This window comes from Streptomyces sp. NPDC046925 (genome assembly GCF_040644915.1).
GTDB lineage: Bacteria > Actinomycetota > Actinomycetes > Streptomycetales > Streptomycetaceae > Streptomyces.
In genome coordinates this window covers 967,707-982,184 of sequence record NZ_JBEYWZ010000001.1, presented here as the reverse complement: position 1 = coordinate 982,184, position 14,478 = coordinate 967,707, and the positions used below count along the sequence as shown (strand labels likewise).

Here is a 14,478-nt window from a genome sequence, read left to right as displayed (position 1 = left end):
GCGGGGCCGCCCCCGCCGCTGCATCCGTTACGGAGAACACCCCGTGCCCAGCAGGAAAGCGCTGATCCGCCGGCCAGGACCACGTCTCGCGGAAGGCCTGGTCACGCATGTCGAGCGGACCCCGGTCGACACGGGTCTCGCCTTTGACCAGTGGGTGGCGTACGCCGAGACGCTGCGGGCGCACGGCTGGGAGACCGTCGAGGTGGAGCCCGCCGACGACTGCCCCGACGCGGTCTTCGTGGAGGACGCGGTCGTGGTCTTCCGCAACGTGGCACTGATCGCCCGGCCCGGCGCCGAGTCCCGGCGCGCGGAGACGGCGGCCGTGGAGGAGTCGGTGGCGCGGCTCGGCGCCTCCGTCAACTGGGTGTGGGAGCCGGGCACCCTCGACGGCGGCGACATCCTGAAGGTCGGCGACACGATCTACGTGGGGCGCGGCGGGCGCACGAACGCCGACGGCGTCCGGCAGCTGCGGGCCGCCTTCGAGCCGCTGGGGGCGCGGATCGTGGCCGTGCCCGTGGCCAAGGTCCTGCACCTGAAGTCGGCGGTGACGGCGCTGCCGGACGGCACCGTCATCGGCTTTCCGCCGCTCGTGGACACTCCTTCGCTCTTCCCGCGCTTCCTGCCGGTCCCCGAGGAGCCCGGGGCGCACGTGGTGCTGCTCGGTGGCTCAAAACTGCTCCTGGCGGCGAGTGCGCCCAAGAGCGCGGAGCTGTTCGCGGAGCTCGGTTTTGACCCGGTAATAGTCGACATCGGCGAGTTCGAGAAGCTCGAAGGCTGTGTGACATGCCTCTCAGTACGGCTGAGAGAGCTGTACGCCTGACCAGTCACGGGGCGGGTGGGGCGTGCGGGGCTCGTGGGGCCCCCTGACTCGGCCACTTTACGGAGGGCTTAACCTACGGCAACGTAACCTACGACACCGTAGGTAGGTAGCACCCGCTCGTGCTGTCGCGTAAGCCCTGCGCACGTAATCCGCAAAAAACTCCCGTCCCCCTGGAGCCCCCGTGACGATCACCTCTCCGCAACTCGGCAGCACGGACGACTGGACCGACGCCCGGTTGCTGTTCGCCCTGGAAGAAGTGGTCGAGAAGGAGCTCAACCGCCACCTGAAGGTGGCCAAGGACTGGATGCCCCACGAGTACGTCCCGTTCTCCGACGCCCGCAACTTCCCGGGCCAGTTCGAGGACGGCGAGGCCTGGGAGCCCGAGCAGTCCAAGGTGACCGACATCGGCAAGGTCGCCCTGGTCGTCAACCTGCTGACCGAGGACAACCTCCCCAGCTACCACCACGAGATCGCCTCGCTCTTCGGCCGCGACGGCGCCTGGGGCACCTGGGTGCACCGCTGGACCGCCGAGGAGGGCCGCCACGGCATCGTGATGCGCGACTACCTCCTGGCCTCGCGCGCCGTGGACCCGGACAAGCTCGAGCAGTTCCGCATGGCGCACATGGCGGAGGGCTTCGAGTCCGACAACCGCCACTCGATGCTGCACTCCGTCGCGTACGTGGCCTTCCAGGAGCTCGCGACCCGCGTCTCGCACCGCAACACGGGCCACCAGTCGGGCGACCCGGTCTGCGACCGCATGCTGGCGCGCATCGCCACCGACGAGAACCTGCACATGGTCTTCTACCGCAACCTCCTGGGCGCGGCCTTCGAACTCGCCCCCGACCTGACCATGCAGTCCGTGCGTGACGTGGTCGTCAACTTCCGGATGCCCGGACACGGCATGCCCGGCTTCGAGCGGGCCGCCGCGCAGATGGCGATCGGCGAGATCTACAACATGCGCATCCACCACGACGACGTGATCCAGCCCGTCCTGCGCTTCCTGAAGGTCATGCAGATCGGCGGGCTCGGCCCCGAGGGTCTCAAGGCGCAGGAGGAGCTTGGCCTGTACATGAACGGGCTCGACTCCGAAGCCTCCAAGTTCGACGAGAAGCTGGCCGCGCGGAAGGCGCGGATGGCGGCTCGGGGCAAGTAGCCACTCCCCTCCCCCGCAGGGTCAAGAAGCGGGTGGAGCGTCACTCGTACGAAGTGCAAACCGCCAGTGCGGCGTCCCGGACGTCCGGGACGCCGTGACCCCGCAGGGACCTGAGCAAGTCCCGCCACGGCCCGGGCCAGTTCGTCCGCTCGCCCAGGCCGTCGGTCAGCGCCAGGGCGAACAGCCCGTTCGCGTGGCCGCCCGCCGCCGCGAGGCGGTGCGCCACCGGTAGCAGCGAGGCTGCTTCTCCCGTGTACTCCGTGTCCGCGAGGCGCTGACCGAGCGCTGTCGCGGACCGCATCGCCAGCGCCGGGCGCCCCTCGTGCAACCGGGCGAGCCGGAGCAGGGTCTCGCCCACCTCGTCGGGCTCCCCGTCCACGTCGAGCGCCGCCACGAGGATCTCCGCGGCCTGCGGCACGTAGTCCGCGTACCCGGCCAGGAGACCGCCCGCGGCCACAGCGGGCTCCCGGTGCGTCTCGCCCCCTCCGGCCAGCCTCTGCGCCACGTACTCGATCCGACGTCGCGCGGGCAGATCCCGGTCCGGCTCGTCCGGCAGCGCGCCCGCGTCGGGGCCCGCGAGCGCCGCGAGCGCCCCGCACAGCGCCTCGCCGCCGCGCGGCGCGGTCGCCGCCGCCGTCACCAGGCCCCGCGCCGCGACCTGCCACGTGGCGCGCCGGCCGAGGTCCGCGGTCGCCTCCGCGAGTACCGAAGCCGCGTCCGGCGACCACGGGGCCCACCGCGCCAGTGCGGCAAGCGCGAGGGCGGCCGCTTCGTCGTCGTCCGTGCCCACCGCCTCGCGTACGAGGCGTGCGTACCGCTCGCGGTGCTGTCGCGCCAGGTCGAGCGGCCGCACCCGCAGCACGGCCGTCCGCAGCACCGGCTCTCCCCCGGCGGCGTCCCGCAGCAGGTCCCACACCCGCTCCTGGCCGAGCAGCCCGCCCGCGAAGGCGACGCACGCCGCCCGTACGTCGCGGTGGGCGTCCGGCGCCTCGTAGGCATCGGCGAGCAGCGCTGCCGCATCGGATGCGGGAAGGCGTACGGCCGCGAGGCGTGCGGCCTCCTTGCGGCTCGTCACCTTCGTGCCGGGCCCGCTCAGAACCTCCCGCAGCTGCGCCGCGAGCCGGGAGGGCGCGACATGGCGTGAGGCCCCCGTCGCCGCGTACACCGCGACCCGCGCCCGCTCACCGCCCGCGTGCGCGAGCAGCTCGGGCAGCGCGTCCCCCGGCCGGGAGGTGTGGGCGAGGGCGCCCAGGGCCGCCTCGGCGAGCACGGTGTCGGGCGATGCGGTCCAGCGGCGTACGGTCTCCTCCCCGGCGCCGGGAATGTGGGCACTGCGCGCGATGGCCACCGCGCGGGCCCACTGCGGAAGACCCACGTCATGGGCGGACCGCTCCAACTGCCGTGCGAACGCCCGCTGTTGGCGTGGCAGCCAGCGACGGGCCAGACGGGCGTCGGCCGGTACGGTCCAGGCCGCGCCCTTCGTCAGGAACCGCCCGTACGGCGGTGTGTCGGAAAGGAGTTGGTCGAGCAGGTCCGTGCGGCGGGCGCTCAGGACGGAGTGGACCGGTTCGAGCACGGCGGTGGACGGCTCCTGGGTCAGGACGCGGGCGACGCGTTCGTCACGGGTCGCGGCCGGCTCCAGCCAGAGGCCGATCGCCGTCGACACCGTCGCGTTGCCGCCGAACCGGATGGCCTGCCACAGGAGTTCCTGCAACTCCGCCATCCCGGCGGCGCGCCTGCCGACCGCGCGGGCCAGCGCGAAGGCGAGGCTGTAGTCGGCCTTCTCCGCGCCGGCCTCGATCCATGGACGCAGGGCCTCGAACACGTCGTGCTCCTGGCCGCGGCGCAGGGTGTGGTCCAGGCGCCCGAGGTCGGCGCCGCCGGTGTTGCCGGAGATGCGGACGAGGGTGCGCAGCGCCCAGCTCACCAACTCCCTTTGTCCGCACGCCGCGTGTTCGCGCAGGACGGCGACGGCCAGGCGGCTGAGGCTGTTGCGGGTGGCGTACGAGGAGTCGCGGGCCGCGACGGCGTCCGCGGATATCCGGTCGAGGAACGGTTCGGCGTCGGCTCCGAAGAGGGCGGGCCCGGTCTCGGCGAGCGCGGCCAGGGCGGCGGACCGGACGGGGTCCTGCTCGTTCGCCAGGCGGGTCATCTCTTCGAGTACGAGGGTGACTTGCTCCTGCTCTCCGGAGCGCGCGGCGTTGCGCACCAGCAGCGGCCACGCCTCGGCGCGGTCCTCGGCGGCGGGCCGCCGGGTCGCCGCCACGAGACGGTCGCGCACCTCTCCGCAGGGCAGGAACGACTCGGCGAGCAGCACGGAACTGCGGTGCGCGCCGCGCTCCTTGGCCCGTTCGGCCATCCGCCGCGCCTCGTCGGCGACGGCGCTGCGGGGCAGTGCGCCGAGGATGACCCCGTCGACGTCGGCGAGCCCCGCGCCGCGCCCCTCCACGGCCCGCGCGTGCACGGCGGCACGTTCGGCGGGCGCGTGGGCGAGCATCAGCCGGGCGAGGTCGCCGGAGTCGTCGGCCACGGAACGGGCGTAGGCGAGGAGTTCGGGTGCGCCGGAGCGGGCGAGCTTGTGCAGCACGGAGGGGGTGAGCGCGCCGCCGCGCCGCAGCGACCACCCCCAGGTCCCGGCAAGGATCGTCAGGACGCGTCCCGGCGCCGCGTCGGCGAGGACACCGAGATGCGAGCCCAGTCGGTGCGGGAAGGCGCTGGGCGCGGACTGTTCGAGGAGGTCGAGCACCCGCTCCGGTTCCGTCCGCGCGGCGGACGCGACCCCTGCCGCGTACCGCTGCCACCACCCGTCCCGCAGTGCATCGGGCAGCGCGGCGAGCTCCGCCGCGGCCACGTCGAGCAGCGGCCCCGCGTGCCGCTTCGCCAGCGGCCGCCAGCTCCGTACGGCATGAAAGAGCTCCGGAAGCAGGCGCTCCACCACAGGGTCCGAGCAGCCCGGCAGGAGCCTGGCCGCCTCCGCGTCGCCCCAGTCGCGCCGCAGCGGGCCGATGAGGCGATCGGCGAGGTCGGTGCGGTGCCCGGCGACGATCGCCCGCAGCAACTGCCGCCGCACCGCTTCGGGAGCGTCGTCGAGGGCCGCCTCGAACGCGGCGTCCGGCACCCCATGGCTCCGGGCCACCCGCAGCGCCTGCCCGCGTACGAAGGAGTCGGGGTCGGCGATCCGCGCTCCGGTCCACTCGGCGTCACCACCGGCGCAGGCCAGCAGGACGGCCACTCCGCGCTCGTACGGCCCTCCGTCCTCGAGCTCCTCCAGGACGGGCCGCAGCGCACCGCGCGCCGCGAAGTCCCGCGCGCTCTCGGCGACCTCTCGCAGACGCCGTGGATACGGCAGGGGTTCGAGGTCGGAGAGCAGATAACGCGCGGGGGTCTTCTCGGGCAGTGCCATGCGCGGATTCTGCCCGCAGGGACCGCTCCAAGGACAGCGAATTGCTTCGCCGAGGGGGGGCGGGACGGCTGGAGTCGAACCAGCGTGTTCCGGTTCTGGAGACCGGCGCGACAACCTCTGCGCTACGTCCCGCCTTGCTGCGGATCGTACCCTCCGGCTGTGCCCCTTAAGGGGCGCGGTCCCCTCAGCGATGCACACTCCGCACGGCGGCGACGTCCGCCGGGACGGAAGGCGGGGGAACCTGCGCGGCGAACGCCGCCAGCCGTCGCTTCACGCTCGCCGCGATGCCCTGCCCGAGGACGAACCGCGTGGGCGAGAAGGCCCGCCCCGCGGTGTCAAGGAGCCGGTGGGCCTCACGGCTGCGCATCCCGGTGTGGCCGAGCACCAGATGCGCCAGGCGGTGCTCGGCCCCGGCAAGGCTCTCAGCGATGGCCGCGGCCCCCGCGTCGTCGATGCGGTTGTCGGCCGCACCCAGAGCCCCCGCCGCCCGCACCCGGCCGAGGTCGAGCAGCTCCACCCCCGCGGACACGGCCGCCGCGACAAGGCGAGCGGCGCCCCGCGGCCCGATGCCGTTGCTCGCGACGGAGAGGCGTTCGAGCACACCCCGCGGGGCACGCTCAAGCGCGTCCGCGATCAGCAGCGCTCCCCCGTCCCCCAACCCCGCCGCCGATACGTACAGTTCACGCACCCCGCCCCCGGCGACCAACTCGGCGAGCGGCACCGCGCCCGCCGTCCCGAGCGCGTTGCCGCCCAGGAAGACCCGCTCGACGCGCCGCCCGGTGTCCGCCGCCGCGAGCAGCGCGTCGACGAGGACCGCGGCTCCGGCCGCGTCGAGCCCGGTCTGCACCAGGTCGAGCGTGCGCAACGTACTTACGGACTCGATGAGTTCGCCCGCGGCGGCACCTCCCCGCGGCCCCAGCGGATTGCGTTTGAGCCAGACGCCGGTCACGACCTGCGGCGAGGCCCGCAGCTGGTCCGCGACGCGGCAGGCGCCGCCCGCGGTGATGCCGTTGCAGCCCAGGTAGAGCGTCTCCACGCCGGTGGGACCGGCCGCGCCGGTCACGGCATCCGCCGCGACGGCCGCGCCCTCGTCCCCGAGGCCGTCCGTGCCGAGCAGCAAGTGACGTACGGGAGAACGGTCTTGCGCTCCCTCACCCCGGAGCGCGTCGGCGACCAGCGCTGCGCCGTCGGCCCCGAGCGACTGCTTGCACAGGTCGAGGCGTCCGTCCGGAAGCACCGTCCCCGCCGCGAAGTCCAGACGCCCCTCCGCGGGACGTCCGCCGCGCAACCAGGCGAGCAGCGGCTCCAGTTCCGCCGCGGGCCGGGGCACGACCGGGGGAACGCCCGCGAACTGCCCGCTGCCGGGCTCCACGCCTACCACTCCGCCTCCCGGTAGTCCTTCAGGAAGACCCCCGAGACCGGTGCGCCCGCCTCGCCCCGCACGATCGGGTCGTAGATACGGGCCGCGCCGTCCACCACGTCCAGGGGCGTGCGGAAGCCCGCGCCGGCGATGCGGTCCTTCTTGGGGGCGGGGTTCTCGTCGGTGATCCAGCCGGTGTCGACGGCACACATGTGCACGCCCTGCCGGGCGAGTTCGGCCGCGCTCGTACGGGTGAGCATGTTCAGGGCGGCCTTGGCCATGTTCGTGTGCGGATGCCCGGCCATCTTCTTGCGCACCGCGAAGCGGCCCTCGACCGCCGTGACATTGACGATGTACGTACGGGGGCGGGGCGAGGCGAGCAGCAGCGGAAGGAGGCGGTCGCAGAGCAGGGCCGGGGCGAGCGCGTTGACCAGCTGGGTCTCCAGGACCTCGGCGGGGTCGAGCTCGCCGAGCCGGGCGGACCAGGAGTTCTCCGGCGAGGGATCGGGCAGCAGACCCGCCTCGTCGGCCGTGCTCAGCAGATCGGCGGCGCCCGGGACATCGGACTCGGCCAGGGCATCGGACTCGGCCAGGACCAGGGCGAGCGCTCCCGAAGCCCCCGAAGCGGCGGAAGCGTCCAGCGCCCGCATCGGCCGGAACCCCGGCGCACGACGCGCCCCGGCAGGCAGCCCCGCCGGCTCCCCGGCCGCGAGAGCCGCGTACGACTCGGGCGGTCTGCGTACCGTCTGCGCCGCGTTGTTGACCAGGATGTCCAGCGGTTCGCCCTCCTGCCGCAACTCCTCGCACAGGCCCAGGACTTGGCGTGGGTCGCGCAGATCCACGGCGAGCACCGTGAGCCGGTCGAGCCACTTCTCGCTGCCCGGCACGGCGCGGAAGCGGCGCCGTGTGTCGTGCGGGAAGCGGCTGGTGACCAGGAGTTCGGCGCCGTCGCGCAGCATCATCAGGGCCAGCTGGAAGCCGATCTTCACGCGGCCGCCGGTGAGCAGCGCGCGGCGTCCGCTCAGATCCGTGCCGAGCGCGCGCCGTGTGCGGTTGTCGGCGGCGCACGCGGGACAGAGCCGGTGGTAGAAGGAGTCGACCTGCCGATACGACGCCTTGCAGACATAGCAGGGCCGTGGCTTGCGGAAGACCCCGGCGGCTCCCTCGGCGACCAGCGGCGCGTCCTCGCGGCGGTCGCCGGCTCCGGTGGCGGTCGCCGCCATCACGGCCGCGTCGGCTGCGGAGAGTTCGGCCCCGCGCGCCTTGCGTCTGCGCAGCCGCCCGTCGCGGGCGAAGGAAGCGGCGACCTGCTCGGCCCGCAGCCGCACCGGATCGTCGACCGGCAGCGCGCGGAGCCTGCCGACCACGTCGTGGAAGACCGCGAGGTCCGCCTCGCCGATCCCGCCGCTCTCACCCATCAGCCCCGCCCCGCCCGTACTGTCCGCTCGTGGTCCCGGCCGGATTCGAACCGGCGTATCCGCCCTGAGAAGGCGGCGAGTCTGCCTCTGCTCTACAGGACCTCGCACACGCGCGGACCAGGAGACTCCGGCCCGCCCGCGCCACCGGATCTTAACCACGCGACGACCGCCGCGCCGAACGGATTTACGACCGCCCGCCCCGGTGCAACGGTGGGCACGGGGGTGGAACCCATGGCTCAGACCCACGAGTGGATGTTCTACGAGGTCATGTGGCGAGGCTGGGCGGGACGGGATCGGATCCCCTACCCCGTTCCGTGGTGGGCGCAGGCGGCCTTCCGGCGCTGGAGCGACGACTTCGACCGGGGGACGTACGAGTCCAAGGAGGCGGCCTTCGCGTCCAACGCCCTGTACCGCTACTGGCACATGGTGGGCGTCAAGGATCACCGCCAGGAGTCCCTGATCGGGCAGGCGGGTGAGATCGAGCCGGTCTACGACAAGTACTGCCTGTCGTTCTTCTTCTACTCACCGTCGACCGGCGCCGTGCGCCTGCCGCAGCTGACGACCCACGGGGCCGTCGGCCAGCGCATGGAGGCGGCGCATCTGCCGGTGGTCCTGACGACGTTCCGCACCGCCGACGGCACCGAGTTCGTGCAGCGGACGTTCGGCACGGCCGTCGGGCCCCGGCAGCGGGACCTCGTCGTGACCCGCCTGACCGTGGGCAGCGCGACCGGGCAGCCGCGCGAGGGCTGGCTGTGCGCGGCCCTCATGCCCGCCGGGCCGAGCGGCTTCCAGCGGCACGACCGCAACGGCCGGCAGATCACCGACCGGCGCCTGACCTATCTGCGCCATCTGCCCGACGAGGCGAGGGTGGAGACCAACAGCGGCTGGGGTCCTGTGTTCGACACGCCTCCCGAGCAGTACGGCGTGTACGGCAACCCGGACTTCACGTACGACCCCGGTTCCTATCTGACCCGCAACGCGTTCCACGACCTGGTCACGGGCGGCAAGCTGAACGGCGCCGTACAAGCGCAGGACCAGGTCGCGGGGCTGTGCAGCGCGGCGTTCGCCTGGCCCTACCGGATCGTGGACGACGAGCTGTTCGAGCTCGACGTACGGCTGCCCGTCGACCTCTACAGCGGCGGCGCCGATCTGGCGGAGATCAGGGCCACGCCCGCCGCCGCCCTGGAGGAGGCCAACCGCGTCTTCTGGACGGGCAAGCTGATCGCGCAGGGCGTGCAGCCCGAACTGCCGCGTCCGGTGGCGCACTTGGCGGACCAGTTCCGTCAGTGCCGCTCGCAGCTTTTGATCCTCTCCGACCACGGCGAGATCCATCCCGGCCCCACCGTGTACGACTCCTTCTGGATCCGGGACTCCTCCGTCGAGGCCACGGCGTGCTCCCTGGTCGGTGACGCGGCCCTGGCCGAGCGCCAGTTGGGCACGCACTACCCGCTCAAGTTCAACCGCGGCGCGGGCCGGATCGGGCCGTGCGCCGAGTACGGCTTCTACGGCGGGCCGCACGAGAGGGACGACCGGGAGTGGGACAGCAACGGCCAGGCGCTGTGGGCGATCGGCCGCTTCGACCGGACGCACGGCCGCTCCACGTCGTTCGGGGCGAAGCTCTACACGCCCTACGTCGTCGACGCGGCCCGGTGGCTGCGCGACAACCGTGATCAGTACGGTCTGCTGCACAGCGGCTGGAGCGCCGAGCACCTCGGCGAGCGCGACAAGCCGCACTACTGGGACGACCTGTGGGGCCTGGCCGGTCTGTACGAGGCCGCGCGGCTCGCGGAGCGGATCGGCTCCCCGGACGTGCCCGAACTCTGGGGCGCCTTCGACGACCTGAAGCGGGCGACAGCGGCCTCGGTGCGCTGGGTCCTGGAGGAGCAGCGCAGGCGCGGCGCGTGGGAGACGTACATCCCGACCGGGCCCGCCGACGTCGGCAGGCTCGACTCGACGATGATCGGCACGGCGGCGTTCTTCCATCCGCTGCGGCTGCACATGGGCAGCAAGCTGGGCGAGGACATCGACCGGGCGGCCCGCTGGACGCTCGACACGATGTACGCGCACTTCGTGACCGGCGGCTTCCGGCACGAGGCGGCCTGGAACGCCTACGGCCCCTACCTCACGACGCAGTTGGCGCACGCCTATCTGCTGTGCGGCGACACCGTCCGGATGGACGCGCTGCTCGGCTGGATCATGGGCGCTTCGCTGCCGCGGACCGAGGAGCGGGCGGTGGCGCTCGGCGCGTGGAACGAGCAGCACGCCTTCCCCATCGCCTCCGACTACCGTGAAGTCCCCTCGCGCCCTTGGTACATGGGGGACATGCCGCACGGCTGGGCGGCGGCGGAGTATCTGCTCCTGGTCCGCGACATCCTCTTCTTCGAGGCCGACGAGGACCGCGACCCGCATCTCTACATCGCTGCGGGCATACGTCCGCACTGGGTGCCGGACGGCGCTTCGGTGGCCGTCGCCGACGCACCGAATCTGTTCGGCACGCCCTTCGGCTACCGGCTCACCCATGACGCGGACGACAGGAAGGTCACCGTGGACATCACGCGGGCGCCGGAGCGCGTGCGGTACGTCTACCCGTGCCGGTTCGGCCCGGTGCGGGCGGTGACGGCGGACGGCCGCGATCTGGCGGTGACGGGGGACGACGTGCACATCCCGGCGGGGACGAGGAGGTTCACGGTCACGTACGGCTGAGGAGGTTCGCGGTCACGTACGCCTGAGGAGGTACAGGGTCACGTACGCCTGAGCTGGAGCCGCTCCTTCTCGGAGAGGCCGCCCCAGACGCCGAACCGCTCGTCGTGGGCCAGGGCGTACTCCAGGCAGGCGGGGCGCATTTCGCAGAGTTGGCAGATGTACTTGGCCTCGCGCACGGAGCTGCCCGGTTCGGGGAAGAAGAAGTCTGCTCCCGTCTGGGCGCACAGGGCCTGCTCCTGCCAGGCGAGTTCCGGCTCGGCTGTCATGTGGATCTGCATGCGACCGATGCTGGCAGGGCGCGCGAAACAAGGGATCAACGAACGATCAACGCTGCGACGTGCGCTGTTTCGGGCTCCTGCTGCCTGCCCATGGCGTTGGCGGGCGAAACGCGGGCGGGCCGTTCATGTGCCGGACGGGACGGGTCCGTTTGCGGCCTCGCGCCCCGTCCCGTCCGGCCGCGGGTTCCTCAGCCGGTGCTCGGCGCCTCCGGCTGCATCAGCGCGAACCGCGCCCCCGACGGGTCAGCGAGCTTGGCGAAGCTGCCGACGCCCGCGAGGTCCATGCGCGCCACCCGCACCGTGCCCCCGGCCGGCTCGACCTCGGCGAGCACCGCGTCTATGTCGGTCACCTGGAAGTACGGGGTCCAGTACGCCCCCGCCGAGGCTTCCTCCGGGGCGTCGGAGAGCGGCCACACGCCGCCGAACATGTCGTCCTCGGTGCCGCCCGCGGGGTGCACCATCGTGTACGAACCGCCCTCGAAGGCCTGGGTGGAGGTGCCCCAGCCGAACACGGAGCCGTAGAACTCCCGGGCGGCTTTGATGTCCGGGGTGTAGAGCTCGGTCCAGCACAGGCTGTTCGGCGCGTCGACCAGGTCGAGGCCCTTGAGCGTGCCCGGCTGCCACACGGCGAAACCGACCCCCTGGTCGTCCCTGAGGACGGCCATGCGACCGAGGTCGCCGACGTCCATCGCCGCGTACACCGTCGCGCCGCCGGCCTGTTCGACCGCCTTGGCCGTCGCCTCGGCGTCCGGCGTCTTGAAGTAGAGCGTCCAGGCGGGAGGGGCCTGATCGGCGGTGACGGTCATGGCGCCCGCCACGGTCTTGCCGTCCGCCTGATACATGCCGTATCCGCCGAATTCGGCGCCGCCCGGCCGGAACTCCCAGCCGAAGAGCGCGCGATAGAAGGCATGGGCGCCGTCCGGGTCCGGGGTGCCGAGCTCGACCCACGAGGGGGCTCCCGCGACATAACGGGTATTGAGCATGATCGACTCCTTTGTCGCATCTCTCTTCCGTCCTCCCGAGTCTTGCACCCGGCACTGACAGTGCGCGCCCGCTGCCACCTTGTGAAGGAAACGGGATTTTGAGAGCGCTCTCAGCCACAACTCTTGACGCCCGAATACGCCGACGCGACAGTGGTCGCACCACAACGCCAGCCACCCCCCACGGCTGCACAACATCCCCCCACATCCCGGGAGTTCTTCCGTGATATCGCGTCGAGTGTTCCTGTCCGCTGCCGCCGGTGCCACCGGAGCCCTCACCTATCCCCTCTGGGGAAGCGCCCTCAGCCCCGGCGCCAAGGCAGCCCCCGCGACCTGTGAAATCGCCCTGCAGAACAAGTCGTTGCCGGGCAAGGTGAACGCCTACGTCACCGGACACGAGGAGGGCACCGACCGCTGGGTCCTGCTGAAGCCGGACGGCGGTGTCTACCGTCCCGACTCGCCTTCTGCCCCCGAGACCCCGCTGCCCGTCGACTGCGCGATTCCGCTCGGTGCCGCGGGTTCGGAGCCGAAGGTCCTGACGCTGCCTCACATGTACGGCGCGCGCGTCTACTTCGTGCGCGACGACAAGCTGGACTTCTTCCTCAACCCCGGCCCGTCGCTGGTCGAGCCCGCGTTCGCGACCAAGGAGGACCCCAACTACGGGCGCACCTGGTCGTTCTGCGAGTTCACCTTCAACACCGAGCAGCTGTACTCCAACATCAGCTACGTCGACCTCGTCACGGCCCTGCCCATCGGCCTGACCCTGGAAGGGGACGAGAAGCACACGGTGGCTCCGCTGCCGGATGGAGCCGTCGACAAGATCGCCTCCGACCTCGCCGCCCAGGAGGCCAAGGACGGGCAGCCCTGGGGCGACCTGGTGATCCGCGGCGACGGCGACAAGGTCCTGCGGGTCATCTCGCCGCAGAACCTCATGGCCCCGTACTTCGACCGCCCGAACGAGATGCCGTTCAGGGACGTGTTCGACGGCTACATCGACGAGGCGTGGAAGAAGTACGGCGGCACCGACCTGAAGATCGACCTCCAGGGCGGCCGGGGTGTGTTCACCGGCCGGGTGAGCGGCGACACGCTGACCTTCAACGGCGGGCACACGTTCTCGAAGCCGACGTCGAAGGACATCTTCACCTGCAACCACGGCCCCTTCGCCAACAACCCCGACGACCCCGACGACAAGAAGGGGCTGCTCGCGCGGCTCGCGGCGGGCTTCAACCGCAGCATCATGCTGTCGCACCCGGAGCAGCCGAACGGGGCCGGCGCGGGGGACTACTACAAGGGTGACGTGACCAACCACTGGTCCCGTATCGTCCACGCGAACTCGCCCATCGGGTACGCCTTCCCGTACGACGACGTCCGGCCGGACGGCGAGCCCGACGTGTCCGGTGCGGCGCACGACGGCAACCCGCGACGGTTCACCGTGAGCGTCGGGTCGTAGCCTCCCCGCCACGACCGACACCGCACCGCCCCGTCGCGCGCTGGTCGCGACGGGGCGGTGCGGCGTTGCGGCTTTTCGGCGGAGCTACTTGCAGGTGTTGCCCGTGGCCGGGTTCAGCGCCCCGAGGACGTTGATGGAGTCACCGCAGACGTTGACCGGGATGTCGACGGGGACCTGGAGGAGGTTGCCGCTGAGGACGCCGGGCGAGTTCGCGGCCACGCCCTCGGCGTTGGCGCCGGGGCCGGGGTCGGCGGCGGCGGTGCTGGCCCCGCCGATGACGGTGACCGCGGCGAAGGCGGCTGCTGCCAGGATTGCGCGCTTGCGCATGGTGTTACCTCCGGATGAGGGGAAGTGCTGAACCGAGCCTCGCCCGATCACCGCGGGACAAAAACGCGGATGGTCCGTGCGGGGGAAAGAGGACACCCGTTAGTGGGATAAACAGCTGATCCCGAGCCGCGAGAAGCGGGGCAGGGGGCAGGAGGGGAGCCCGGATCAGCGCGGAACGGGGGGCTGCCCCGCACCCCGGCACATCCGTAACACGCGAGGCCCGCGCCTCCTGCCCCTCCGAGCAGAGCAGCCCCCACCGGGAGGCGGCCGGGCGGGCCGGGCGGGCCCGGGAAGCGCGCCGGGGACCGCGGGAGAGGCGGGCCGGGAGGACCCGGGAGACGAGCCGTGCGCCGCCGGACAAGTGGGTGGCCGGGCGGGCCGGGACGCGAGCGGGGCACAGCCGGAGAGACGAGCCCGGACAACCCCGCAGCCGCCCCAGCCACAACCGGAAAAGCGAGCCCGCAGGGCCGGGACGCGATCCGGACACAACCGGAGAGACGAGCCCGGACAACCCCGCAGCCGCCCCAGCCACAACCGGAAAAGCGAGCCCGCAGGGCCGGGACGCGATCCGGACACAACCGGAGAG

Annotated in this window: 10 protein-coding genes and 2 tRNA genes; 4 read left to right on the top strand and 8 right to left on the bottom strand. The window is 72.4% G+C overall.

What is annotated here, in order from left to right; all coding sequences use genetic code 11:
• The first annotated feature begins 43 nt into the window (after nucleotides 1-43).
• Both ddaH and ABZ906_RS04125 read left to right on the top strand, forming a co-directional pair.
• Nucleotides 44-820, top strand: a complete 777-nt coding sequence (gene ddaH, locus ABZ906_RS04130; RefSeq protein WP_361377066.1) for a dimethylargininase — start codon at nucleotides 44-46, stop codon at nucleotides 818-820.
• Nucleotides 821-1,001: 181 nt separating this feature from the next.
• Entirely contained in the window at nucleotides 1,002-1,973 is a 972-nt protein-coding gene (locus ABZ906_RS04125; RefSeq protein WP_361185345.1) for an acyl-ACP desaturase, read from the top strand.
• Nucleotides 1,974-2,013: 40 nt separating this feature from the next.
• On the opposite strand, the gene ABZ906_RS04120 is transcribed toward ABZ906_RS04125, so the two are convergent.
• From ABZ906_RS04120 to ABZ906_RS04100, 5 genes are all read right to left on the bottom strand, one after another.
• The gene (locus tag ABZ906_RS04120) at nucleotides 2,014-5,376 is read right to left on the bottom strand and encodes a hypothetical protein (protein ID WP_361377063.1); all 3,363 of its coding nucleotides are present in this window, start codon (nucleotides 5,374-5,376) and stop codon (nucleotides 2,014-2,016) included.
• Between the two features lie 59 nt (nucleotides 5,377-5,435).
• Nucleotides 5,436-5,508, bottom strand: a tRNA-Trp gene (locus ABZ906_RS04115).
• A 52-nt stretch (nucleotides 5,509-5,560) separates the two neighbouring features.
• Nucleotides 5,561-6,748, bottom strand: coding sequence for a ribonuclease inhibitor (locus ABZ906_RS04110; protein ID WP_361377060.1), 1,188 nt, complete (start codon nucleotides 6,746-6,748; stop codon nucleotides 5,561-5,563).
• Between the two features lie 2 nt (nucleotides 6,749-6,750).
• Complete coding sequence (locus tag ABZ906_RS04105; protein ID WP_361377057.1) at nucleotides 6,751-8,154, bottom strand: SDR family NAD(P)-dependent oxidoreductase; 1,404 nt, start codon at nucleotides 8,152-8,154, stop codon at nucleotides 6,751-6,753.
• Nucleotides 8,155-8,184: 30 nt separating this feature from the next.
• A tRNA-Glu gene (locus ABZ906_RS04100) sits at nucleotides 8,185-8,256 on the bottom strand.
• 129 nt (nucleotides 8,257-8,385) lie between these two features.
• Between ABZ906_RS04100 and ABZ906_RS04095 the strand changes: the two genes are divergently transcribed.
• Nucleotides 8,386-10,857, top strand: a complete 2,472-nt coding sequence (locus ABZ906_RS04095; protein WP_361377054.1) for a hypothetical protein — start codon at nucleotides 8,386-8,388, stop codon at nucleotides 10,855-10,857.
• 38 nt (nucleotides 10,858-10,895) lie between these two features.
• Here the strand turns inward: ABZ906_RS04095 and ABZ906_RS04090 are convergent, their stop codons facing one another.
• Both ABZ906_RS04090 and ABZ906_RS04085 read right to left on the bottom strand, forming a co-directional pair.
• Nucleotides 10,896-11,135: a WhiB family transcriptional regulator gene (locus ABZ906_RS04090; protein WP_361185332.1), complete on the bottom strand. Its 240-nt coding sequence runs from the start codon at nucleotides 11,133-11,135 to the stop codon at nucleotides 10,896-10,898.
• A gap of 188 nt (nucleotides 11,136-11,323) precedes the next feature.
• Nucleotides 11,324-12,118 carry a VOC family protein gene (locus tag ABZ906_RS04085; protein ID WP_361377051.1) on the bottom strand — a complete coding sequence of 265 codons (795 nt, stop codon included), beginning with the start codon at nucleotides 12,116-12,118 and terminating at the stop codon, nucleotides 11,324-11,326.
• Between the two features lie 220 nt (nucleotides 12,119-12,338).
• Between ABZ906_RS04085 and ABZ906_RS04080 the strand changes: the two genes are divergently transcribed.
• Nucleotides 12,339-13,565 (top strand): glycoside hydrolase family 64 protein, encoded by a 1,227-nt coding sequence (locus tag ABZ906_RS04080; protein WP_361185328.1) that lies wholly within the window; start codon nucleotides 12,339-12,341, stop codon nucleotides 13,563-13,565.
• 84 nt (nucleotides 13,566-13,649) lie between these two features.
• Here ABZ906_RS04080 and ABZ906_RS04075 read toward each other — a convergent pair whose 3' ends face one another.
• The gene (locus ABZ906_RS04075; protein ID WP_361185326.1) at nucleotides 13,650-13,892 is read right to left on the bottom strand and encodes a chaplin; all 243 of its coding nucleotides are present in this window, start codon (nucleotides 13,890-13,892) and stop codon (nucleotides 13,650-13,652) included.
• Between the last annotated feature and the right edge of the window lie 586 nt (nucleotides 13,893-14,478).

Coding starts and splice junctions, on each gene's coding strand:
- ABZ906_RS04120 (WP_361377063.1), bottom strand. CDS start 5,376: ATGGCACTGCCCGAGAAGACCCCCGCGCGTTATCTGCTCTCCGACCTC.
- ABZ906_RS04105 (WP_361377057.1), bottom strand. CDS start 8,154: ATGGGTGAGAGCGGCGGGATCGGCGAGGCGGACCTCGCGGTCTTCCAC.
- ABZ906_RS04095 (WP_361377054.1), top strand. CDS start 8,386: ATGGCTCAGACCCACGAGTGGATGTTCTACGAGGTCATGTGGCGAGGC.
- ABZ906_RS04090 (WP_361185332.1), bottom strand. CDS start 11,135: ATGCAGATCCACATGACAGCCGAGCCGGAACTCGCCTGGCAGGAGCAG.
- ABZ906_RS04085 (WP_361377051.1), bottom strand. CDS start 12,118: ATGCTCAATACCCGTTATGTCGCGGGAGCCCCCTCGTGGGTCGAGCTC.
- ABZ906_RS04075 (WP_361185326.1), bottom strand. CDS start 13,892: ATGCGCAAGCGCGCAATCCTGGCAGCAGCCGCCTTCGCCGCGGTCACC.